Annotated in this window: 22 protein-coding genes; 16 read left to right on the forward strand and 6 right to left on the reverse strand. The window is 45.9% G+C overall.

What is annotated here, in order from left to right:
* Positions 1 to 3: 3 nt before the first annotated feature.
* Positions 4 to 1608: a hypothetical protein gene (locus BP688_RS07525; protein ID WP_290596239.1), complete on the reverse strand. Its 1605-nt coding sequence runs from the start codon at positions 1606 to 1608 to the stop codon at positions 4 to 6.
* A 275-nt stretch (positions 1609 to 1883) separates the two neighbouring features.
* Between BP688_RS07525 and BP688_RS07530 the strand changes: the two genes are divergently transcribed.
* The 5 genes from BP688_RS07530 (at position 1884) to larE (ending at position 4943) form a co-directional block, all read left to right on the forward strand.
* Complete coding sequence (locus BP688_RS07530; RefSeq protein WP_290596238.1) at positions 1884 to 2267, forward strand: DsrE/DsrF/DrsH-like family protein; 384 nt, start codon at positions 1884 to 1886, stop codon at positions 2265 to 2267.
* Positions 2268 to 2287: 20 nt separating this feature from the next.
* Positions 2288 to 2509 (forward strand): sulfurtransferase TusA family protein, encoded by a 222-nt coding sequence (locus BP688_RS07535; RefSeq protein WP_290596237.1) that lies wholly within the window; start codon positions 2288 to 2290, stop codon positions 2507 to 2509.
* A gap of 1 nt (position 2510) precedes the next feature.
* Positions 2511 to 3653, forward strand: coding sequence for an NAD(P)/FAD-dependent oxidoreductase (locus BP688_RS07540; RefSeq protein WP_290596236.1), 1143 nt, complete (start codon positions 2511 to 2513; stop codon positions 3651 to 3653).
* A 9-nt stretch (positions 3654 to 3662) separates the two neighbouring features.
* The gene (locus BP688_RS07545) at positions 3663 to 4076 is read left to right on the forward strand and encodes a helical membrane plugin domain-containing protein (protein ID WP_290596235.1); all 414 of its coding nucleotides are present in this window, start codon (positions 3663 to 3665) and stop codon (positions 4074 to 4076) included.
* Positions 4077 to 4145: 69 nt separating this feature from the next.
* Complete coding sequence (larE, locus tag BP688_RS07550) at positions 4146 to 4943, forward strand: ATP-dependent sacrificial sulfur transferase LarE (RefSeq protein ID WP_290596234.1); 798 nt, start codon at positions 4146 to 4148, stop codon at positions 4941 to 4943.
* Here the strand turns inward: larE and fdhD are convergent.
* Positions 4940 to 5632 (reverse strand): formate dehydrogenase accessory sulfurtransferase FdhD, encoded by a 693-nt coding sequence (gene fdhD / locus BP688_RS07555; RefSeq protein ID WP_290596233.1) that lies wholly within the window; start codon positions 5630 to 5632, stop codon positions 4940 to 4942. The two genes, larE and fdhD, sit on opposite strands and share 4 nt — an antisense overlap.
* A gap of 251 nt (positions 5633 to 5883) precedes the next feature.
* Between fdhD and feoB the strand changes: the two genes are divergently transcribed.
* From feoB to BP688_RS07585, 6 genes are all read left to right on the forward strand, one after another.
* Complete coding sequence (gene feoB / locus BP688_RS07560) at positions 5884 to 7800, forward strand: ferrous iron transport protein B (protein ID WP_290596232.1); 1917 nt, start codon at positions 5884 to 5886, stop codon at positions 7798 to 7800.
* Positions 7800 to 8420: a metal-dependent transcriptional regulator gene (locus BP688_RS07565; protein WP_290623646.1), complete on the forward strand. Its 621-nt coding sequence runs from the start codon at positions 7800 to 7802 to the stop codon at positions 8418 to 8420. The genes feoB and BP688_RS07565 overlap by 1 nt, the downstream gene beginning before the upstream one ends.
* 391 nt (positions 8421 to 8811) lie before the next feature.
* Complete coding sequence (locus tag BP688_RS07570) at positions 8812 to 9252, forward strand: hypothetical protein (RefSeq protein ID WP_290596230.1); 441 nt, start codon at positions 8812 to 8814, stop codon at positions 9250 to 9252.
* A gap of 1 nt (position 9253) precedes the next feature.
* Positions 9254 to 9574 carry a hypothetical protein gene (locus BP688_RS07575; RefSeq protein WP_290596229.1) on the forward strand — a complete coding sequence of 107 codons (321 nt, stop codon included), beginning with the start codon at positions 9254 to 9256 and terminating at the stop codon, positions 9572 to 9574.
* A 78-nt stretch (positions 9575 to 9652) separates the two neighbouring features.
* The gene (pscS, locus tag BP688_RS07580) at positions 9653 to 10813 is read left to right on the forward strand and encodes an O-phospho-L-seryl-tRNA:Cys-tRNA synthase (protein WP_290623648.1); all 1161 of its coding nucleotides are present in this window, start codon (positions 9653 to 9655) and stop codon (positions 10811 to 10813) included.
* On the forward strand, positions 10810 to 11733 hold the full coding sequence (locus BP688_RS07585; RefSeq protein ID WP_290596227.1) for a DUF169 domain-containing protein: 924 nt from the start codon (positions 10810 to 10812) through the stop codon (positions 11731 to 11733). The genes pscS and BP688_RS07585 overlap by 4 nt, the downstream gene beginning before the upstream one ends.
* Here the strand turns inward: BP688_RS07585 and BP688_RS07590 are convergent.
* Both BP688_RS07590 and BP688_RS07595 read right to left on the reverse strand, forming a co-directional pair.
* The gene (locus tag BP688_RS07590) at positions 11720 to 12436 is read right to left on the reverse strand and encodes a hypothetical protein (protein WP_290596226.1); all 717 of its coding nucleotides are present in this window, start codon (positions 12434 to 12436) and stop codon (positions 11720 to 11722) included. The genes BP688_RS07585 and BP688_RS07590 overlap by 14 nt on opposite strands.
* Complete coding sequence (locus tag BP688_RS07595; RefSeq protein ID WP_290596225.1) at positions 12433 to 13719, reverse strand: DUF22 domain-containing protein; 1287 nt, start codon at positions 13717 to 13719, stop codon at positions 12433 to 12435. Before BP688_RS07595 ends, BP688_RS07590 begins: the two co-directional genes overlap by 4 nt.
* Before the next feature lie 126 nt (positions 13720 to 13845).
* On the opposite strand from BP688_RS07595, the gene BP688_RS07600 reads away from it, so the two are divergent.
* From BP688_RS07600 to BP688_RS07620, 5 genes are all read left to right on the forward strand, one after another.
* Entirely contained in the window at positions 13846 to 14424 is a 579-nt protein-coding gene (locus BP688_RS07600; RefSeq protein WP_290623650.1) for an FmdE family protein, read from the forward strand.
* Between the two features lie 70 nt (positions 14425 to 14494).
* Positions 14495 to 17188 (forward strand): molybdopterin-dependent oxidoreductase, encoded by a 2694-nt coding sequence (locus BP688_RS07605; RefSeq protein WP_290623652.1) that lies wholly within the window; start codon positions 14495 to 14497, stop codon positions 17186 to 17188.
* Between the two features lie 19 nt (positions 17189 to 17207).
* Complete coding sequence (locus BP688_RS07610) at positions 17208 to 17960, forward strand: 4Fe-4S dicluster domain-containing protein (protein ID WP_349677317.1); 753 nt, start codon at positions 17208 to 17210, stop codon at positions 17958 to 17960.
* Positions 17957 to 19171: an NrfD/PsrC family molybdoenzyme membrane anchor subunit gene (nrfD, locus tag BP688_RS07615; protein ID WP_290623654.1), complete on the forward strand. Its 1215-nt coding sequence runs from the start codon at positions 17957 to 17959 to the stop codon at positions 19169 to 19171. Before BP688_RS07610 ends, nrfD begins: the two co-directional genes overlap by 4 nt.
* A complete protein-coding gene (locus tag BP688_RS07620; RefSeq protein ID WP_290623656.1) occupies positions 19168 to 19641 on the forward strand; it encodes a TorD/DmsD family molecular chaperone in 474 nt (157 codons plus the stop codon). Before nrfD ends, BP688_RS07620 begins: the two co-directional genes overlap by 4 nt.
* Before the next feature lie 26 nt (positions 19642 to 19667).
* Here the strand turns inward: BP688_RS07620 and BP688_RS07625 are convergent, their stop codons facing one another.
* Positions 19668 to 20306 carry a hypothetical protein gene (locus tag BP688_RS07625; protein ID WP_290623658.1) on the reverse strand — a complete coding sequence of 213 codons (639 nt, stop codon included), beginning with the start codon at positions 20304 to 20306 and terminating at the stop codon, positions 19668 to 19670.
* 79 nt (positions 20307 to 20385) lie between these two features.
* Complete coding sequence (locus BP688_RS07630; RefSeq protein ID WP_290596219.1) at positions 20386 to 21687, reverse strand: DUF438 domain-containing protein; 1302 nt, start codon at positions 21685 to 21687, stop codon at positions 20386 to 20388.
* Between the last annotated feature and the right edge of the window lie 20 nt (positions 21688 to 21707).

A 21707-nucleotide genomic window follows, 5' to 3' on the forward strand; every position in this document is an offset into this window, starting at 1 on the left:
ATATTACATATTTCTTCTCCTTAGCATCAGATAGGTTGCTCCCAGTGCTGCAATCCCCCCTAAGAGTTCAAATCCCGGTGTAGGTTTTACCTCAGCCGGTTTTACCTCGCCCTCTCCCCTCGTCTCAGCAGTTTCCGTCGTAACCCCAGCAGCCTCCGCTTTGAGTTCATCCCTTGTAACGCCCGTCAACACCGGGTCTCCCGGGTAGCCGAGTGACTTCCAATCCAGTCTCTTTCCATAGAAGTGGCAGTCCTCACACCTCAATGCCTGATCAGCCGGAACAACGCCATGAGAAATACTCATGTACCTCTCCATCCGTATGAATTTTCCAGTGAAGTTGAGTCCGCTTTGCTTGGCGCCGATCATTATCGCTTTTGTGGTGTTACCCGTCTTGAATACAACTCCCACCTTGATGGGGATGGGAATTTTCCTTTCCTCATCAAAGGGGACTATGGCTGTGTGATATTTATAAGGATATATCTTAGAAGTGGGATCATCTATTGAGCCGACGGGAGCGAAGAAGGTTATCTCGTCACCCTCCACCGGCTCCGGATAGATGTATGCAATCCTGTCCTTACCGTTCCACCAAGCATATTCAGGTATCACGTTTGACATTCTGCTCATAACCGGCTCATATTTACCTCTCTCCTCTTCAAACTCTGCCTCCCTCCAGTCTCTACCCATGTCTGTTGGAATTACTTTTGCTATTCTTGGAATATGACACACTGTACAGTGAACTGTCTTTGTGTGTTTCTCCAGAATCTCTGCAATCTCTCTGTCACTTACACCCGCGTGTGCTTTTCCTTCAACATGACAGTTGGTGCAGTCAACAGTATCCGGAATCTCTCTGACCCATTCATCCACACCCCTCCCAGCTATTCTGTGGTCTCTTGCAATGTGACAGCTGGTGCATTCAAAGTCGAGAATAGCCATGTGATAGTCGCAGGGGCAGTCTGGATTTTTGTAGAAGGGCTCAAAGTCCCTCTTGAAAAGCTCACCTCCTCCAGCGTAAACGTGACATCTGACACACTCATACTTGGTTGGCTCTCTAACAGTCTTCATTTTTTCAAGCAGCTCTGCTGGATTTTTAGCCACTCTAGCCAGTTTCCCATCTATCTGGACCACATCAAGGTCTTTCATCCTGCTGTAGCTCGGAACGTGACAGACGAGGCAGTCTATGTTGTTGAGCTGCTCCTCCGTCATCTCCTTCTGAGGTGCAAGCCCGTAGCCCGGATGGCAGGCAGAGCAGCCTGTGGCAATCACCTTTCCCTCTTCGTTGGTGACTTTGCCGATGAGGTTAATTGGAACGTCTCCATAAAACACTGCGCCGCAGAAATCATTGTAGGCGTATCTCTTTCCGTGAACAATTTTATCCTTACCTACTATGTCCTCAGCTATTCCTGCCCACTGATAATGAGGGGAGTCAAAGATTTCTCTCGCTTCTTCTTCGTGACACTGGAGACAGATACTTGAAGGATGGTAGGGATCAAACTGATCTGCATACTGCTCAATGTAAGTTGTATGATCAACGTTTAACTGTCCTGACACTGGCAGTGCCACTGGCAGTGCGAGCAGAACTAACAGTGTTAAAATTAAATATAATCTCATGAATTAAATTTCCGATTTTTCAGCTATAAGTTTTTCGCGCTTTTTCAATTAAAATAAAATCCAAAAATCACTCAGTTTAGTATTTTTAGATGTTGCTCCGACAAAGTGCAATCTTTTATTTAATCTAAAGTTATTTAGGCTCAATGTCTATGACTAATTGATTAATATACGATAAATTAATATACATTTTTTAAGCCTATTCGATCTTTTACTTATCTTTCAAAACCTGTGTACCTTTATCTAAAATAACAACACTATAGGATTGAGGTGATGTTATGAAACTGGCGATAGTTCTTGCAAGCGGTGAGTTGGAGAAAGTTCAGGCTGCAAGCATAATTGCGAGCACAGCAGCCACACTGGGAGAGGTGATGTTATTCGCAACCATGGATGGACTGATGGCGTTCAGGAAGGATGTGGTTGAGAATAAGTCGTGGAAGGCTGGAGAGCTTGGCAAGGGGATGATTCAGGCAAATGCACCATTGTTCGTGGATGTTTTAAGGCAGGCAAAGGAAGTGGGAAACCTGAAGATTTACGCTTGTGGTATGATCATGGACATGCTAAAGATGAGCTTGGATGATTTCGTTGACGTCTTTGACGACGTTATTGGAGTTACAAAGTTCCTCGGTATGGTTGAAGATGCAAAAGTTCTCTTCATCTAATTTTTAGGAGGTGATTGAAAATGGTAGTGGTTGATGCAAGGGGGAGTTACTGTCCAGGTCCGCTCATGGAGATGATAAAGACGATAAAGCAGGTTGAGGTTGGGGAGACAATAGAAGTCCTTTCCAGTGACGAGAGTAGTGCGAAGGATATCCCTGAATGGGTTAAAAAGGCAGGTCACGAACTCGTTGAAGTAAAAAAGGAAGATGATTACTGGAGAATTGTTGTAAAAAAGCTGAAGTGATATGAAGTCTATTGTTATAGTAGGCGGAGGAGTTGCCGGAACGATCACAGCAAACTACCTCGCAATGAGGTTAAAAGATGAGATAAGAAGCGGAGATGTAAAAGTAACTCTTATCTCCGACAGAGAAAAGCAACTTTACGAACCGGGACTGCTTTATCTAATCTTCAATAGATTCGAAGAGGAAGACATTCTTAGGGATGTCAAATATCTTTTAGACCCTCAAGTTGAGCTGAAGATTGTCAGGGCTACCAGAATTGACGCTGAGAGTTCAAAAATAGACCTTGAAGATGGGAGCAAGGTAGAATACGACTACCTTGTGATTGCAACGGGATCAAGGGTTGTTCCTGAAGATGTTCCGGGGCTTGTTGAGAGTGGGCACTGGTTTTACAACCTTGAAGGTGCGAGAAGGTTGCGAGAAGGGCTGGCAAAATTCAGGAAAGGTAAGATTCTCGTGAGTGTGATGGGGATACCCCATAAATGTCCCGTGGCACCAATAGAGGTCACCTTCCTTCTTCACGACTTCTATAAGATTCATGGAGTTAGAAAGAATGTCGAAATTCTCTATACCTACCCCATAAACAAGGTATTCACGATGAACAACGTCTCGGAACTTGTTGAGGAAATGTTCAGGGAGAGAAACATTGGCTACAAGACCTTCTTTAACCCCTTAGAGGTTGATGCGGAAAGAAGGGTGGTCGTTACCCTTGAAGGTGAAGAGGAGCCCTTTGATCTACTTATCGCAATCCCACCGCATAAGGGCTCGCAGGTGATAATAGACTCCGGACTTGGGGATAGGGATGGCTGGGTTCCCACAGACAGATATACGCTCAAAGCGGAAGGATACGACAACATCTACGTCGTTGGAGATGCGACGAATTTGCCAGTCAGCAAAGCCGGAAGTGTTGCCCACTTTGAGGCAGAGGTTGTAGCTGAAAACATAGCTGCTGAAGTAAAAGGGCTACCCCCAACGGCAAGGTATTTCGGAAAGGCAATGTGTTTTATAGAGACTGGTTTTGATCAAGCCACCTACATATGGTTCGATTACGAGACACCTCCGAAGCCGGTTAAACCGAACAAGTTCATTCACTGGATGAAAATAGCCTACAATAGGATGTACTGGCTGACGGCAAGAGGAATACTTTGAGGTGATATCATGGCGGAGGAAGAAGTAATGAAGGAATTCGAACCCTTACTGAAAAAGATTGCAGAAAACAAAGAATATCTTGAGGGTGCAATTGATAAGCTTGTCTGGCTTGAAAAGAGTGGAAATCTGGATGCAATAATTGGATTTGCTGCATTCATAAAAATAGTCCAGGATTCCATCAGCGATGCAGTTGTTGACAGAAATATGGAGATGCTCGCCAACATTGGCTTGATTTCTACAAAATTTACGAGTGACAGAGCTTTGATGCTTTTCAACGCCCTCGGAGATGCAATCTGCAGGTGTGAGAGAGAGCCAGAACCGGTAGGTTTGATGGGTCTAATGAAGGCTCTAAGAGAACCTGAGGTTCAGAAGGCACTTGGAATGCTTCTGAACATCGCGAGGGAGCTTGGAAAGAACATTTAAATTCTTCATCTTCATTTTAAACTTTGTTAACAACGTTAACTTTAAATTTCCTTTATTAAGCTACAACTAATGGATTCCGAAACAACAGGAAAACTGCAGAGGATGAGAGAGTTTCTCAGTGGTTTTAAAAGTGCAGTTGTTGCCTTCAGCGGTGGAGTGGATAGCTCAACCCTCACTGCAATCTGCAAGGATGCCGGTCTTGACACCTTGGCGGTGACGGTGACCTCTCAGAAATCACCAACAAGAGAAATAAAGGAGGCGGTGAAAATTGCAGAGGAGATTGGTGTGAAACATGAGTTCATCAACATGGACATCCTTACCCCGGAGTTCAGGGAAAACACACCTGAGAGGTGCTATTTCTGCAAAAGAAGGGTTCTTTCAGCTCTGGTATCCTTAGCTGAGAGCATGGGTTATGAAGCAGTTTTTGAAGGAACAAACGCGAGCGACCTCTCAGGACACAGACCGGGATACAAAGCCGTGAAGGAGATGGACAGAGTTTACAGTCCCTGGGCGGAATTTGGGATTACAAAGGACGAGATAAGGTTGATAGCAAGATCAATGGGGTTTTCATTTTACGACAAACCCTCCCTCGCCTGCTTAGCTTCGAGAATTCCCTTCGGTGTCGAAATTGACGAGCAAAAGCTGAGGATGGTTGATGAAGCAGAGAATTCCGTGATAGAGATTGCAGGAGTGAGGCAGGTGAGGGTGAGGAACTACAATGGCGTTGCTGTCGTAGAGGTTGGCGAAGATGAAATCAGTAGGTTGCTGGAAAAAGCAACGAAAGTGAGGGATAGACTGAAGGAGATAGGCTTTAAGTCTGTTTTGGTTGATCTGAACGGTTATAGAACGGGGAAACGGCTGTTTTAGCTCAGATCAACAGCTTCACCCCTAACAACTATGTTTGTTGCAAAGGAGATTGCAGCCAAACCACTTTTTTCGCACACTTTTATCGCAGAATCCAGTATTGCCGCTTTGGAGACCACTAAAGGAACCCCAGACCTTACACACTTCATCGCTATACCCCTCGAAATTCTGCCAGAGAGTAGTAGAAAGGTGCGACTCAGGTCAATTCCTTTCATCAAAGCCGCACCTATTGCTTTATCAACAGCATTATGTCTCCCGACATCGTATCTGCGAACCAATAACCCCTTTTTTCCAACTATTGCGGCAACGTGATATCCATGTGTCCTCTCATACTCTCTGATGTTGAGATAATCCAGAGCCTTTTTTGCCTCGGCAACGGAAAACTTCTCCTTCGCGTCAACTTTCCCAATGACCTCATCTTCCCTGTAAATTCCTATACACCCAGAGGACCTGATGGTGGACTCACCCGGATTTCCATTTATATTAACGAAAACAGCATTTTGCAGGCAGGGGGCTTCGTGGAATTCGATGTCATCAACGGATTTGGCAATCCCTTCAGAGATTAGAAAGCCAACTGTAAGTTCTTGCAGATTTTGTGGTGTGCACATAATCCGGTATGGTGTCCTACCTACAAAAATCGTAAATTGGTCCTCTTCTGCGAGTTCAAGGGGTTCACCGATTTTTACAATCACACATTCAGGTTATGCTTAAGTGATTAAAAACTTCTTTTTTATGTTGCTATACTTGAACATAAGGCTGTCACCTTTAATAATTTCTTTAAGTTGTGTGTAACACTCGAAATGGCAAACTGTAGTGGCTTATGATTTCCACGACAGTAGCTGTTTTTAATTTTTATTTAAAGCTCCATCACTTATCAGCAAAAAATAACATGTCTGGTAATATGACCAAAACCTTTAAATAATTTAGGTTAGCCTAAAAATCAATGGAATGTCACAGCGTTAACCCCAAACTTTCGACAGATAGAAAGGTAGCTCTCGTAGGCAATCCGAACGTCGGGAAAAGCGCCCTTTTTTACGCTCTAACGGGAAAGTATGCGACAATATCAAATTATCCCGGCACAACCGTTGATATTGCAGTTGCCAAAATGGGTGATATTGAGATTATAGACACTCCCGGCATGCACTCTCTTGTTCCTGTCACAGGGGAGGAAGAGGTGGCGAGGAGATTGCTTGAAGACGCAGAGTTGGTTGTTCACGTGGTTGATGCCAAAAATATTAAGAGAACTCTTCCCTTCACCCTTCAGCTTATTGAAGCCGGTTTCAACACAATTCTCGTTCTTAACCTCGTTGATGAAGCTGAGAAGCTCGGTATGTTCATTGACGAGAATCTGCTCGAACAAAGGCTAGGTGTTCCAGTGATAAAGACCATCGCAACCGAAAAGAGAGGCGTGAGCAGGTTGAAAGAGGAGATTAGGAAAAGGATTGATGCTGGAAAGGACGGAAGGCGAGTGATTAAGTTCAGTCCTCAGATCGAGAAGGTCGTGAGTGAAGTTGAGGAAATGCTCGAAGGAGATTACAGTATCTCAAAAAGGGCAATGGCGATTTTGCTCCTTCTAAAGGACACAATTTCTCTCGAAATGGTAAAAAGGGAAAAAAATTACGACAAGATTCTGGAGAAGGTCAATGTTAGCAGTATCTTGCCTTACGAGATAATGAGGGAAATCCACGAAAATGCAGAAAAACTGCTTGATGGGGTGGTTAGACAAGAAGAAGTTTCGAAAGGATTAATGAAGAAAATAGGAGTTCTGACGCTAAATCCTCTGGTTGGTATCCCGCTCAGCATTCTGTCCCTTGCATTCATTTATTTGCTCGCAGGTTACGTTGGTGCACAGATTCTCGTGGACTTAATAGAGACTTGGTATGAGGAAAATGTAAACTCTGCAATTAATATCTTTCTCGAGCAAAATATTCCGAACTACTGGATAAGGGAGCTGATTGGTGGAGAGTATGGAATTATAACGCTCGGTATTCGATATGCGATAGCGATTATACTCCCGATAGTGACAACCTTCTTCCTTGCCTTTTCGATTCTGGAGGACTCAGGTTTGCTTCCGAGAACTGCTTACCTGCTGGACGGACTTTTCAAGAAAATCGGGATGAGTGGCAGAGCAGTCATTCCTCTCCTTCTCGGTACTGGTTGTGGAACGATGGCGGTCATAGTTACGAGGATTTTAGAGACTTGGAGAGAAAGGATGATAGCGACGATTTTGCTCGCTGTTGGAATTCCGTGCAGTGCCCAGCTCGGAGTGATGCTCGGTGTAGCTCCGGATTTCAGAGCGATGCTAATGTGGGTATTGATTGTGACTGCAGTGCTTTTGATAACCGGATTCCTCGCATCGAGGGTCTTGCCGGGGGAGAGAGCGGTTTTCTTCATGGAAATTCCACCCATAAGAATTCCGAAGATTGAAAATGTTTTTTACAAAACCGTATCAAGGCTTGAGTGGTATTTTAAGGAAGTTCTACCCATTTTCGTTTTGATCAGCGTCCTGATATGGGTGGGTAGAATAACGATGGTTTTTGATGCTATTGTGACAGCTCTGAGCGTTCCAGTCTCCACCATAGGTTTACCTGCCGAAGCTTCGGAAGTTTTCCTCTACGGATTCTTCAGAAGGGACTACGGAGCTGCAGGGCTTTTTGACATTGCCAGCGAAGGTTTGCTCGGATACGGACAGATTTTGGTGGCGATGGTAACCTTGACTCTCTTCGTTCCATGCGTTGCACAGTTCAGTGTAGTTTGTAAGGAGAGGGGAATAGGGCAAGGTGTGCTGGTGTTTGTTCTGTCTGTAACGATAGCCTTTACTGCAGGCTACGCTACAGCCTTAATGGTTGGGGTGGTGTGATGATTTCAGAAAAAGCTGAGAACAGTTTGCGAGAAATCTGGATGGCTGAGGAGGAGGGCAAGAGGGTTGATGCAAGCACTGTTGAGGCAAATGTGCTTGAGGAGCTGAAGAGGGAGAGGCTTGTGGATGAAGAGGGTGGAAAGCTGATTTTCACTGAAGAGGGTAAGAAGAGGGCAGAGAAGATCGTAAGGCTGCACAGACTTGCCGAGAGGCTTCTCAGTGATATCCTCGGGTTTAAGGATGTAGAGGAGCATGCGTGCAGGTTCGAGCATCTCATTGATGATGAGGCAGAGGAGGCGATATGCACCCTTTTAGGACATCCTCAAGTGTGTCCCCATGGCAGGGCAATTCCAAGTGGAGGTTGTTGTATTGCAAAAGAAACGGAAGTTGAAAGGGTGATTTACAGGCTCAGCGAGCTATCACCGGGTGATGAGGGAGAGGTGAAATACACCGTTGCAGATGACAGAGAAACGAGGATGTTGATATCAGCTGGCATAATTCCGGGAACTGAGTTTAAAGTGATAAGAGTTTACCCAGCCTTTGTAATTCAAATCGAAAACACTCAATTTGCCCTTGACAAGAAAATTGCCGAGTGTATATACGTTGTGAGGAAAAGTTGATGATTAGATTCTTCACGCAGATATGGAGAGCATTGCGGGACTTTTAACACCTCTTCGTCGTGAAAGAGTTTGATGATACCAAAGTTAGAGAGGAGCTGAAGTTTGAGGAAGTATACAGGGGTGGCGAGGATAAAATTTCCATCGAAGAGCTTTAGAAATGGATATCCGAGGATTGGTTCTTCCGTCAGCGAAAACATACTTCAGTGCTGGAGAAGTTCAGGTTTGCAAAAATATTTGATTTGAATTTTAACTTCACATCATATAAAAGCTTTATATGAAAGTATATGCTGGATTTCGTGTTTTTGATCTGACTTGATAAACACTGTTAATTTTATAAAGTAGAAATTAACAGTGATAAATATGGCATTAGTAGGATTGGAAGCGGGAACCCATGTTTTTTTTCGCATTGCTGGCAATGCTTGCGGGGGCAACACTTTTCGGCTATCTGATGAAAAAAGGTGTCGAAAACGGTAGAGTGAGGCAGCTTGCAGCAATTATTGCAGTTCTCGTCTGGTTGTCGTGGATAACTGCTGCACCTATTTACATGTACGAATACGGAGCGGATAAAGCGCGGATTAAAGCACATCCTGAGACTGTAGCGGCACATGGAATAGGTATGGAAATCAAAGAACACGTATTCTACACCGGATTGATACTTGCCACCCTCATACCGATAATTGCATACGGTTCGGATGTTAGCGGGAATGATGCTGCAAGGAGACTTTTGCTTTATAGTGTTGTACTGCTGATTCTTGGAGGAGTAATCCTCGATGGCTTTGGAGCGTGGATTTCGACAGCAGCAAAAATGGCTTATGCTTTGGGAGGTGGTTGAAATGGATGCGAGAGCCGTTTACGGTGCAACCATCGGTTTTTTCGTATCGGCTTTGTTCAACTCAATACTTGTGGTCGTGAAGGAATCAAATGAGAGTGTGCATGACTGGTTGGCAGCTACCTTTTCACACCACTGGCTCGGTCACGGAATTCTGACGATTCTGGTGTTCCTGATCTTCACCGGAATTGGGTATTCAATGTCGAAGGAGACGGAACTTGACGGCGGTGCAGCAAACAAGCTGATAGGGTTTGTAGTCGCCGGAGTTGTGCTGAGCTTTTTGATAATCGCTGGTTACATGACCGCACACTTTTTCAGCGAATAATTTACTTTATATTTTTTCTCGAATATCTGACATTCCCAAACGAAAAGCTTAAAATTCTTAACACTGTTAAAACAGGTTATGGAAAGACTGGAAAGACCATCGAAGGGCATGATAAACATCCATCCCATTCAGAGGGGTGGCATTCTTACAGAAGAGGCGAGAAAATTACTTTTGGAGTGGGGAGACGGTTACAGTCTCTGTGACCTGTGCTTTGAAGGTAGGGTTGACCTGATAGATAACCCTCCGGTTAAAAAGTTCAAAGAGGAGGTTGCAGAGTTCCTCGGGATGGATGATGTTCGCTTTACCGCTGGAGCGAGACATGCGAAGTTCGTCGCGATGAGCGGCTTTAGAGGTGCTGTTGTCCTCGACTCCTTAGCCCACTACACCTCCTACATAGCTGCAGAACTCAACAATCTGAAGGTTTACGAGGTGCCCAATACTGGCTATCCGGAATTCAGGATAGAGGCAGAGAGGTATGCGGAGACGTTCGAGAGAGTTAAGGAGGAAATAGGGGAGTGGCCTTCCCTTGCCTTGCTCACCCACGCTGACTACAGATACGGAAACATTACGGAAGCCAGAAAGGTGGCGAAAATCTGCGAAGAATACGGTATCCCTCTGATTCTCAATGCAGCTTACACCTCCGGATTGATGGAGGTGAAGGGGGATGAAATTGGGTGCGAGTTTATTGTGGCAAGTGGTCACAAGAGCTGGGCTGCTACAGCTCCGATAGGAATTCTTGCGACGAGCTTTGAGCTTGCCGAGGAGGTTTTCAGAACCTCAGAGGTGAGGGGGACCTGGAGTGGTAGGGCTTTCACCAAGAAGGAGGTTACCCTCTTTGGCTGCTCACCCGTTTATGGATTACCACTGATAACCCTCATGGCGTCCTTTCCGAGGGTTAAGGAGAGGGTCAAGAGGTGGAGTAAGGAGGTTGAGAAGGCGAGGTGGTTTGTGAGAGAGATGGAGAAAATAGAGGGTGTTCAGCTTCTGGGCGAGAGACCTAAGAACCACACCCTGATGAACTTCGAAACTGCATCCTTCAACGCCATCGCCAAGAGGCACAGGAGAAGGGGTTACTTCCTCTACCACGAGCTGAAGGAAAGGGGAATTTTCGGCGTGCATCCGGGTATGACGAGAAATGTCAAGATAAACATCTACGGTTTAAGCTGGAATGAGGTTGAGGTTGTTGCCAACGCTTTCAAGGATATAGCCGAGAAATACGGTTTAGAGGTGGAAGATTGAGCTTCAGAAGATATTTTCAGCTGAAATTTAATCCCGTTGGTGTCAAGCTCGTAGCAAAAGAAATCCAGAACGCAGAGGTGGAGGAGAGGTTCTGCGAGGCTGTGAGAAGGGCAACGATGAAAAGAATTGTTGCTTCAGCCTTCAACTGTGCTGGAGCAGAGCTATCTCTCTTCCTTGAACCTTTGAAAGGTTCTGAAGCTGAAGCGGTGGTATTGGAGCCATACCATGAGCAGGGAGACTACGACGTCGTGCTGATTATAGCTACCCCAGACAAACTTATGGAGATTGCGAGGGCTTACAGACAGATATTTGGCGATTCTGTTGTCGCAAGGTTCAGTGGAGCGAGGGCTGTTTGCGGTGAGGCAACTGCGGATGTTATCAAAACAGGAGAGCCGAACGTTTCGTTCCTCTGCGACGGAGCGAGGTTTCTCGGTGGCTATGGCAACGATGAGGTCGTCATGGGTTTCCCAGCTCAGACCTTCAAGGAGTTCGAAAGGGCGATTACAGCGGGGAGATTGAAGTCCCTATGCGGCTGTCTCACTGATGACTTACCGGAGCATGTCAAGATGGCTTTCATGGCGATGGGGTTTGATAAGGCAACAGACCACTTTCTGGGCTACGTTGATGGTTCAATCGTCAATGTTTACGTTTTCAAGGGGGAGGTTTCGAACAGGATTGCTATTTTTGCCAGCGTGAGGTTCAGAAACGAGGACGAAGCTGAAAAAGCCGTTAATGCACTTTCGGATGATGAAGTCATTGTCTATAGAAGGGAGAATTGGGTTGAGCTTTCGAAGGTTTTAACGCTTGATGAAGACATCGGCAGAGCAGTGAGAAGAGATGGATTTGAAAAGTGGTTCATGGCAGAAGTTGAGCGGTTGGCTGCGAGGGCGAAGGAATTGAGAAAAATTAAACAACAATAACGTTCTTATCCGCTCTCTCCAGAATCTTCTCAATGTTTTCTCTCCCAACACCTCTGTTAACGGCAATTGTGTTCGCCTTGAATTCTTTAGCGAGTCTTAAAGTATCTTCAACAACATTACCCCTCATAACGACCCTTTCGGCGTTGAGGCTTGCTGCAAGCTCCAAAGTTTCTCTTTCCATTCTCTCAAAAGTCTCCTTGGTCTTCTTCGATGAGGCTTCAGGGGGCATCGTTGGCTGGATTATCGCAGCCGCAAGGACGTTTTGAGCCTTTTCTAACCATTCAAGTGATCTGGGTTTAGAGGAGGAGTGTATGTAGAGAACCCTGTTAAAGCTGAAGCCTCTTTTTGGGAAGAGCATGACAACATCCCTCTCAAGCAGATCACCTGTAATAAGGATGGGAGTGAAGGAGTAAAGGATATGCGGTTTGAAGGATTCGACAGCGTGGATTAGTTCCTCCTCAACGTGACCAAAGGTGATGCTAAGCCCAAAAACGTTGTAAAACTCCTCAAGGTTTTCTACAAGCTTTTCGGCTCTCTTTATCACCCTTATTTTGTCTCTCGCCATCGAAGTTCTCTCCCCTCTTTCAGAAACTGGCCTCCCCAATGGCATCCCCGAGCTTCCGTTCTCGAGAATGAGAAGGTAGATATCCTTTGCCTCAAACTTTGGCTCAATTTCTTCCCTCAGCACGACAACCGCTCTCATCCAACCACCTCCGCAAAGATTTTGCTGAACTCACTTTGCCATTCCTCAAGCCACCTCCAGATGACCTCGTATGGCTGAACTTCAACGCTGTAGACATTCACAACTCCAAGCAGCTGTCCCCTTTTTATCTCACCATCGAAAACCGGTAAAAAGATAGCCTTATTTATCTCCTTTTTTTCTTCAACCCTGCTTCTCCTTTTCTCAATTACATCAACAACACTGCCAAAGGCGTTCCGCATTATGTAGAGCGGATAGACTACCGTGTTCTCCTCCAGCTTTATCGGTCTAATTGCAATCTCCTTAACCTCCCCTCGCCTAACGCGGCAGTTTTCATCAGCTATTATCATCTCCCATCTCGCTATGGTCTTTCTACGGTAGGCAAATGGACTTATCCTTATCTCCTCTCTTTTTTCGTCCTCGCTAACAATTCTCGCCAGAGTTTCCTCTTTTTCCCTTCTTTTTGCACTGAAGCGCTCCGTAGCGATATAGTAGACGTTGATGACACCAAGCAAATCCCTCCTCTTTATTCTCCCACTCTTGGTGGGTATGAAAGCGGCTTCGGTTATCCTCTTCTCCTCTTCGACTTTTCTCCTCCTTCCGGGCTGTATAACGTCCAGCACTGTACCAAGAGGATGCCTCCTTATGGAGAGAGGTGTGACGACAGTGTTCTCAGGCAACCTAATTTCCTTGATTTTGATTCTTGCAACAACACCTTCCTCAACATCGCAACTTTCAGCAGCAATTATCGGCTCCCATTCGGCAACATGGCTTCTGAAGTAGCCGAAGAACCTCGTCCTTATTCTCTCCCTTCTGACCTCTCCTCCATCCTTCCAAGTCAGATTTGCATCAACCATCTCCTCTCTGATCCTTATATCGGAGGACTTGAATCCGAGTCTCTTTCCTATCACACCCGTTCTGACGAAGAATACCTTCAAAACTCCGACTATATCTCCCTTTTCGACGAATCCATCCTCAATCGGCAAAAAAATTGAGTGTGTTATGGTCTTTTCCCCTTCAACCTTAGTCAGACCCCTTTCAACAACGTCAAAGGTTAGACCATGGGCATGCGGCATGATTGACAGTGGAGCGATTATGGTGTTCTGAGGAATTCTGACCTCTCGTAGCTTGATTAGCCTTACTTCTCCCTTCTTGACCTCTGAACTCTCATCAGCAACGAGAACTTTCCACTGGGTAAAAGGAGAAATTCTGTAGCTTATTCTGTCTTCCGCAACTCTTCTGTTCCCAATCCTTTTTCCGAGTTCTTCCCAGTAAACAATATCCATGATTTTTCAAAACAATATCGCTATAAAAATTTAACGGTGTTTTAACATTATTAAAAATAACATTTTAACATTTAACAATGTTAATTTTTCGGAAAGATTTAAAAAATTTTTGGTGTCTGGATATGCATGAATAGGAACGAGATGCTTGAATTCGCAGCTAAGCTGCACAGCCACCTAAGTCCGGGAGTTGCTCTGGGCATAAGGATGGCAGAGATTGCATATAAAAAGCTTGGAGTGAACTTCCGCGGGAAAGGACTTGTTGGGATTGCAGAGACAGCAATGTGCCTGCCGGATGCCTTACAGGTTGTTGCTGGAACAACACCAGGAAACAGGAACCTGATCATCAGGGATTACGGGAAGCTCGCCCTCTCCATCGTGAGATTCGACACCAAAGAGGGGTACAGGGTGGCGGTAAAGAAAGGAGCTGCCGAAAAATCGGATTTAATAAAAAAGTTCCTTTTCAGACTTGGAAAGCTGAATAAAGAAGAGGAGAAGAGGCTTGCTAAAGAATTTCTGAACCTTGAAGAGGAGTTTTTTGACGTTAGGAAGATAAAGATTACGATTCCGGTAGGTGGAACAAAGGAGGCGATAGTAGAGTGCGATGAATGTGGGGAACTTCAGCCGCTGGACTATGTTGCAGATGTTAACGGCAAAAAGATTTGCATTATGTGTAAAGGAGATCGTTATTTCAAGGACTCTTTTTGAGGTCTTCAACCGAAAAATTTAGGGATAAGTTTTATAATATTAATTACAACTGAATAAAGCAGGTGGTGTGATGGGGATTAGCAGGAGGGATTTTCTTAAAATATCGGCTATAGGAGGAACTCTTCTGTCTGGTCTCGGATCATATTACTTTCAGAGGGTTGCAGGAATTCAGCAGAGCGGTGTGGAACTGAAGACAGTTCGATCAGTATGCTCTCCCAACTGCACTGGAGCTTGTGGCTTTGAAGCGCTCGTTTATAATGGCAGGATTGAAACCCTGACTCAGGCAGCTGACTATCCCGAATCAGAATACGATCCGCGGGGCTGTCTGAGGGGGCAATCAATGGTCAATCTAATTTACGGGCCGGACAGGCTTAAAAAACCGCTTATTAGGGTTGGAAAAAGGGGGGAGGGGAAATTCAGAGCAGTGAGCTGGGATGAAGCTCTCGATCATGTTGCCGACAAACTTGTGGAGATAATGAGAAAATATGGTCCGGAGTCGGTTGCAATTTCGATACAAGTACCGGGTACAGGTTACGTGCATAAAGGGGCGATGGTAAGACTTGCATCAATGTTCGGCTGGAGCTCTCTACACGGCTACACCATGAACGGCGATCTACCAGCTTTCTGGTCTCAGACATTTGGTGTGCAGACTGAGGAATTTGAGTCACTCGAATGGGCAAATTCCCGCTATGTCGTCATATTCGGTTCAAACGTTATGGTCACTCGCCTTCCAGATGCGAAGTTCCTCACACTCGCCGCAGAGAGGGGAGCAAAGATAGCGGTTGTGGACCCCAACTTCACTCCCACAGCGGCGAAAGCCGATGAGTGGGTGCAGATAAACCCCTCAACTGACTCCGCCCTCGCTTTAGGAATAGTTCGAGAGATCATCAATAAGGGGCTGTACGATGAGGAGTTTATCAAAACTTACACCGACATGCCCCTGCTTGTAAGGCTCGACAACAAGAAGAGGTTGAGGGCACAGGATGTGAAAAGGCTTAAAGAGGTTGTCGAAAAGATGGATGTTCCCGAATATAGAGAGGTATTCGTCATCTATGACGTAAATAATGGCTTTAAGCCCGTTAATCCCGAAACCCTCGAGAGGGATTTTGATCCGATTTTGGAGGGAGAATTCGAGGTAAAACTTGTTGACGGGAAGACTGTAAAGGTTAAGCCCGTTTTCCAGCTTCTCAAGGAGGAGGTTGAAAAATACACGCCCGAGAAGGTTGCTGAAATCATAACCCCACCAAACAGAGACAAGTCTGAATACACTGAAACCATAAGAAGGCTTGCGGTAGAGATGGCAACTGTAAAACCTTTGCATATCATATACGGGGCGAGTAACTACCAGTGGTTCCACGGAGACCTGAAGGGAAGGGCTCTCTCCTTAATAGTAGCCCTCACGGGTAACATAGGAAAGAGTGGAGCTGGTATATCAACCTACGCTGGACAATTCAAGATAAGGTGGCCGCTCGGGGCATGGTGGAGCTTCAAGGGAAGGAAAAACAAGTGGGTTACCTACCTTCTCTGGATGAACAAAGAGTATAGGGAGAGCGAAGAATTCAAGAAGTACAACAGGGAGACACCATACCCGAAGAATGATGTCAAAGCCTTTCTCTTCGGATGGAACAATCCCTTCGACCAACACAATATGGCGAACAGAATGATAGAATATGCTGAAAGCGGGGAACTGGAGCTAATCGTTGCCATTGACTTCCAGATGACCACATCGTGCAAGTGGGCAGATGTTGTGTTGCCGGGAGTGACATGGTATGAGAAATACGAACTCACCGCAACGATTCTTCACCCCTACGTCCAGATTCAGCAGCCCGCTATTGAACCACTATTCGAGTGTATGCCGGAGATATGGATATTCAAGGAGCTGGCAAAAAGGCTTGTTGAAAGATGGGACGATGAGGAGCTTAAGAGAAGGATTGCCGAGTTCTACCCGGATTCCCAGCTGTTCATGGAAGAGGAGGAGGCTATAAGAGGAGGTAGATGGAACCTGAAACTTGCCAGAGAAATAGCGAACAAAGCCTCACTAAAGGCTATCGAGCTTATGCTCGAAACGGGAGGGGAACTTGTCGAAGGTATCACACTCGAAAAGTTGCTGAAGGGTCCCGTAAGGCTAAACCTCCCTACACCAAACAAAAGGCAGATTCCGTTCTGGGAGCAGATAAATCTCAAAAAGCCGTTTCCACCGCAGTCATTCCCAGTCCCGCTCTCAAAAACTGCAAGATTCGTTAAGAGTGGGAGGATAGAGTTCTACAAGGAAGAAGACGTTTTCATTGATCTGGGCGAAACTTTGCCGGTTCACAAAGACCCCTTCGTTGATACCGAATACAAGGTAAATCCCGAAGCGAAGATGAAGTATAAGTATGTTTATATCACAAGAAACGCCCTCTACAGAGTCCACTCGACTCACAGCAACAACATAACGATGCTCGAACTTCAGGACTTCAAGCCAAGAGTATGGATGAATCCTCAAACTGCTAAGGAGAATGGCATCAAAGAAGGAGATCTGGTTGAAGTTTACAACGATCGCGGCAAAGTTTATGGTTATGCGGTTTTTGATACAGGACTGCATCCGGGCGTCATAATCTTCGAGCAGGGATGGTGGAGCAGGTATCTGAGGGGGACTTCCTACAACTCCCTCACGTATCCATGGATCAAAGCCACTCATCTCGCCTACTTTGTTCCAGGAATATGGGAGCCCACCACAGCATGGAATGAGGCTGCATGCGCTGTGAGAAAGGTTCAGATGTAGGCGTGAAGGTGGTAGTATGGTGAGATACGGGATGGTCATTGACTTGAACAGGTGCATCGGATGCAGAAGCTGTGCCGTCATCTGCAAGATACACAACTCCTTACCGCCGGGGACTTGGTGGCACAGGGTGGAGACTGTCGGCTCCAGAGAGCATCATGTGTCTGTAGGGAAGTTTCCCGATCTGAGCGAGGTATATCTTCCAGTCCCGTGCATGCATTGCGACAATCCCCCATGCGTGAAGGTCTGTCCCGTCGGCGCTACTTGGAAGAGAGAGGATGGTGTGGTGCTGGTTGACTTTGAAAGGTGCATAGGCTGCAGATACTGCATGACCGCCTGTCCTTACGGAGTTAGACAGTTTAACTGGGAAGATAAGGAAAAGGCAATCGAGAAGGGGTTCAGGACAGCGGGTTTTGATGGAGAGTATGTTGATGGATACAGACATGGATATCCATTGGATCACAGGACGAAGGATGGTAGATTAGTTTACACCCCAGAAAGACCGAGGGGTGTGGTGGAGAAATGCACCTTCTGCGTGCAATACATTGATCAGGGATTGAAGCCCGCATGCGTCCGAGGCTGTCCGGGCAATGCCAGAATTTTCGGCGATCTCGACGATCCCAACAGCGAGATTTCGAAGGTTTTGAGAGACAAGGCTTATATCAGACTGCTTGAAGATGTCGGAACCGAACCAAAGGTTTTCTACATCCTGCCGGTGCGTAAGAAGGGCAGAGGGATTATTAGCTACTCAACCAAGCTGGAGGTGAAAAGATGAAATTTAGGGCAGCAATTGCAATACTACTCATCATCGCTGCAATAGGAATTGCAGCTTGGATTTACCAGCTTCAGGAGGGGTTGATAGTTACCAACATGCGTAATCCCTTCAGCTGGGGACTTTACATCGCCACATGGGCTTTCTTCGTCGGCACAGCTGCTGGTGGGCTTGTGGTTTCATCCGCGATCTACATCTTTGGGGCTAAGGAGTTTAAGCCGATTGCTCCTGTGGCTTCTACGACAGCTTTCATCTTCGCTGTGGGTGCAATGGTTATGGTGCTGCCAGACCTGGGTAGGGTGGACAGAATCTTCAACATCTTCCTGTATCCCAACTTCTCATCCCTCATGCCCTGGGATCTGATAGTTCTTTCCACCTATGCCTTCCTTTCGGCGATTTACACCTATGTTCTCCTCATGCCGAGGATAGCCGAAAAAGGTGTGCTGGGATTCCTGAAGAGAGGCTCTCCGAATGTGGACGAACTCAGGGAGAAGTCGGAGAGGTATGCCAAAATCCTCGCTCCCATCGCCCTGCCCTTCGCCATACTCATCCACACTGTTACTGCATGGGTTCTGGCAACACAGCTATCAAGACCTTGGTGGTACGGAGGGCTCCTTGCTCCAACCTTTATCGCAGCTGCGATTGCCACAGGTCCAGCGGTGGTGATACTTGCCTCACTTTTCGTTTACGGATACAACGAGAGACTTAAAAATGCATACAGACTGCTCGCGAAGATTTCTGCATCCTCCTCAGCAGCTCTCCTCTTCATGTATTACAACGACTTCCTCGTAAGATACTGGTGGGGAGAAGGACTGGAATACGAGGCTCTGGCAATCGTCTTTAAGGATTACCTCCACATTCACTTCCTCGAAATCGTGTTCATCCTACTCGCCGCTGCAATTCTTGCAAAAGCCGCAACGAAGATGGGGTTGGTAGTGGGTAGTGTCTTCGTGAACGTCGGTGTTTACTTCCACAGATTTCTGCTTATGCCTCCAGCCTATAACGTCTTCGCCTTCCAGATTGAAGGGTGGTCATATCCAATAGCTCTTGGAGAAGTGAGGGGAAGCCTGCTCAACCCCCAGCCCGTTTTCGTGGACTACTGGAACTATATTCCATCACCGGTAGAGATTGCGATCACCGCAGGGATTTCAGCAATTCTACTACTCGTTCTCGTTGCATTGCTGAAGGTTCTTCCAGTGAGCGAGGATACATGAAAGAGAAGATACTCAAACTCTTTTCCATAATTTTTTCCTATCCTGATGAGGAGAAACTTAAGACTGCAATTTCCCTTGCTGAAGAACTTGGATTCAGTGAGATAGCAGAGAAACTGAAAGTGGTGGATATGGTAGAACTCCAGTCTGAATACACACTTCTCTTCATTTCAGCTCACCCCTCAATCCCCTGTCCACCTTACCAGTCCTACTTCGAAGAAGGAAAGGTTTACGGGAGGGCTTCGGTGAGGATTAAGGACCTCTACCTGAAATTCGGTCTTGACTACGTTTATGAAGCTGAACCAGCAGACCACATCTCTGTCGAGCTCGAATTTCTGTCCTTCTATCCCGAACATTTGGATGAATTCAGGGATTGGTTTCTGAAGTTTGCTGACTGCGTGGAGAGAAATTCCAGCATCTATTCAATCTTTGCAAGGGCATTCAGGATATTTCTGACAGATGCGGGGCGTTGATGATTTTTACTGGCAATCAGATACAATCAGCCAGCAACTAAAAACCCTACTGCAAACATTAGATGCAAAAACAGCAGGGAAAAACCGAATTTTCGAAGGGTGAGACGTTCGGAAATCAACATTACGACAGTTGCGATTACTATGACGGGGATGGAGATGACCAAGGGGGCGAAAAAGTAGAACACTACAGCGAGAGGAATCAGGGAGAGATAATTTTTTGCATTCACCCCTGAATATATCCTGGAGTCTGCAAGAAAGAAGTTGAAAATCGTGAGGGAGAGGAGCAGAATGAGGGGGGTGACGATCTGCTGAATTCCTGCACCTGACACAAGAGCCATCATCGGGAAGGGGTAGGTTAAAGCAAGAGCTCCGAGCTTTGTTGAAAGTCTTCTGTCCCTTGTGATCTTAAGTAATGCGAAGAGAGAGGAGTAGAATATCAGAATGATAACGATTTCGGCATTCAGCAGAGCAAGGTAAATGGATACCACTGCGAGAACAGAGGGGAAGAGAAGGGAAAAATCCTTCCTTAGATTCATAAGGGGGTTGACTGAAAATAACGAAAGGATTGCGATAAGAATTCCAAGAATGCTGAAGTATTTCAACCCCAAAATGGTGGAGGCAAGCCATATGCTTATTACTCCCCCCATCCTTGGCAGGAGCTTCATAAGAAAATATTAAAGAACGGGGAAAAATAGAGGTTCTCCCTAAGATTTTCAGTTTTGTCAAACACCCTAAAAAGCTCGCTTACTTCCACCCCAGCAATCTCTTCTCTCCCTCGAGCCTCCTTATCTCAGTCACATCCTGCACAACCTCCAGCGTTCCCAGATATTCCCCCTCATCTTTAACCGCAAAATATCTTATGTGGATCATCCTTCCGCCGAGATTTATCCAGAACTCGGCAAAATTCCTCTCTCCGTTCCTGAAAGCCTTTAGGATTTTATCAACTATGTGCACACTTCTCGGCGGGTGGCAGAAGTGAACTTTTCTACCTATGATCGAAGGAGTGCGGGCGAATATCCTGTGCCCCCCTGAGTAGAACCTCACCCTGTCGTGTTTGTCAACGAAGGTGATGTCAAAAGGTAAAGCTTTGAAGATAGCGTTAATTTCTCTCTGCGAGACGTATCCCTCATCAAGTCTCAAATCCCCCTCTCTCACAACTTCGTATTCGTCGGGCTTTAGAAGCTGTCCCTTGAGCAAATTCTGCACCTCCTGAGGCAGGTTGATTAGCTGCTCGGCGGATATGGAGGTTTCGATTTGATAGGGATAAAGGGGCTCTGCTGAACTTTCCCATTTAGGAGGAGAGACTTTGTAGTAGCCTATGAGTTCCTCCTGCTCCCTTATTGCCCTCCACTCACCCTCACTCAGAAGTATCTTCAGGGTGGGATAGAAGATGTTGTTCTCCCTGAAGACCATATCGAGGAGTGCTGAGGAGACGTCTTTCGCTTTCTCAACAACCCTTCTAATGTAATCTTCCCACCTCTCTCCCGAATCGGTTGTAAGCAATTTGTGCAAAACTCTCAATCCAGCTCGAATCTCATCGTGCTTGAACCACAAAACGTTCGGGATTGCAGTTATCCCTCTCCTCTCGATGTAGGGAAATATCAGCATCTCTTCTCTATTGTAGTGGGTGTAGCCAACTTTAAGGAGTTCCGAGACAACTGTTTCCATTTCCTCCAGAATCTCGTCCTTCATCTCTTTTTCGAGAGTATTGGCTAAGAGTCCAAGCATTTCAGCGTCCTTAACTATTTCTCTGTTTTCGAGATAGAGTGTGTGAAGGGGATGCCCTTTGGGGATGTCGTCAGCACTGAATGCTCCTTCAACGCTCTCTCTGAAAAGCTCGACATGAATGTCGCACATTTTGGCTATTTCCCTCGTTGAAATCCCCTCTTTTACGAGTTCCTGCTCTATCAACGGTATTTCAAGGGGGGAGATGCTCGCAAGCACATCCTTAAACTGCTCCTTCAACTCGGCAACATCCTTTCCATCGTGTATTTGCCTGAGAAGATTCTTTAACACTTCTTTTTTATCTTCAGAATTAGCATTCATGAAAAAACACTTCCCAAAAA

Origin of the sequence: Archaeoglobus sp. UBA230 (assembly GCA_002507545.1) — an archaeon.
Classification (GTDB): Archaea; Halobacteriota; Archaeoglobi; order Archaeoglobales; family Archaeoglobaceae; genus Archaeoglobus.